The sequence below is a fragment of the Leisingera sp. ANG-S5 genome (assembly GCF_000813925.1).
Taxonomy (GTDB): domain Bacteria; phylum Pseudomonadota; class Alphaproteobacteria; order Rhodobacterales; family Rhodobacteraceae; genus Leisingera.
The window spans coordinates 1-1,412 of sequence record NZ_JWLH01000042.1; the positions used below are offsets into that span (position 1 = coordinate 1).

Annotated in this window: 1 protein-coding gene; it reads right to left on the bottom strand. The window is 62.9% G+C overall.

Features of this window, described 5'->3' with window-relative positions:
- Positions 1 to 208: 208 nt before the first annotated feature.
- The gene (gene mraY, locus RA25_RS22030) at positions 209 to 1,291 is read right to left on the bottom strand and encodes a phospho-N-acetylmuramoyl-pentapeptide-transferase (RefSeq protein WP_019298306.1); all 1,083 of its coding nucleotides are present in this window, start codon (positions 1,289 to 1,291) and stop codon (positions 209 to 211) included.
- Between the last annotated feature and the right edge of the window lie 121 nt (positions 1,292 to 1,412).

The following is a 1,412-nucleotide window of genomic DNA, read 5'->3' on the forward strand; positions in this document are numbered from 1 at the left end:
CCTCTTCATTGGGTGCAGGGCGGGCCCGCATAGGCCGATAGACGGGCACAGCCCCTTGGCAAGGGCTGTCCGATGCTCCGCCCCTCCGGCGGCGCCGCCTTCTTCCTCAAAGACAAACCGCCCGACGCAGCAGCCCCGGGCGGTTCCATGGAAAAGAGAGTTCAAACCACCCCGCCAAGGACACGGCGCGGCGGTAAAACGGCGTGTCTTACCGCACCTTCAGCGTCGCCAGACCGATCATTGCCAGGATCAGCGAGATGATCCAGAAGCGGATCACGATCTGCGGCTCGGCCCAGCCCTTTTTCTCATAGTGGTGATGGATCGGCGCCATCAGAAACACCCGCCGTCCGGTGCGCTTGAAGTACAGGACCTGAATGATCACCGACAGCGCCTCGACCACGAACAGCCCGCCGACGATGGCCAGAACCAGCTCGTGCTTGGTGGCAATGGCGATAGCGCCGAGCGCGCCGCCCAGGGCCAGCGAGCCGGTGTCGCCCATGAACACCGCCGCGGGCGGCGCGTTGTACCACAGGAAGCCAAGGCCGGCACCGAACAGTGCGGCACAGAAGATCAGGATCTCGCCGGTGCCAGGCACGTAATGCACGTCCAGATATTCGGTGAAGTCGACGCGGCCCACCGCATAGGCGATGACGCCTAAGGTGCCTGCCGCGATCATCACCGGCATGATCGCCAGACCGTCCAGGCCATCTGTCAGGTTCACCGCATTAGCAGCACCGACGATGACGCAGATCGAGAACGGCACGTAGAAAATCCCAAGATTGATCAGCGTGTCCTTGAACACCGGCAGCGCCAGATGGTTCTGCAAGGGCGCCGGGTGATAGGCCGCGGCCCAGACTGCCGCTATTACCGCAATCATGATCCCCAGTGCCAGCCGGACCTTGCCGGGCACGCCCGCGGTGTTCTGCTTGGAGACCTTGGCGTAATCATCGGCAAAACCGATCAGGCCGTAGGCCAGCGTCACAAACAGCACCAGCCAGACAAAGGGATTGTCCCAGCGCGCCCACATCAGGGTTGCCGTCAGCAGCGCGCCGACCACCAGGAGGCCGCCCATGGTCGGGGTACCAGCCTTGGAAAAATGCCCCTCCGGCCCGTCATCGCGGATCGGCTGGCCTTTGCCCTGGCGCTTGCGCAGCACGTTGATCAGCGGCTTGCCGAACAGGAAGCCGAAGATCAGCGCAGTCATGAAGGCGCCGCCTGCGCGGAATGTAATGTAGCGGAAGAGGTTGAAAACATCCCCCCCGTCCGACAAAGCGGTCAGCCAATAGAGCATCTGAGCCCTTCCCTCGTTCTCTTATGCGTTTTCCTGTGTGGGGGTGGAGTGACCCATTTCGCGGATGCCGTCAACGATCTTGGCCAGCGCCATGCTGAGCGAGCCCTTGGCCAGCACGATG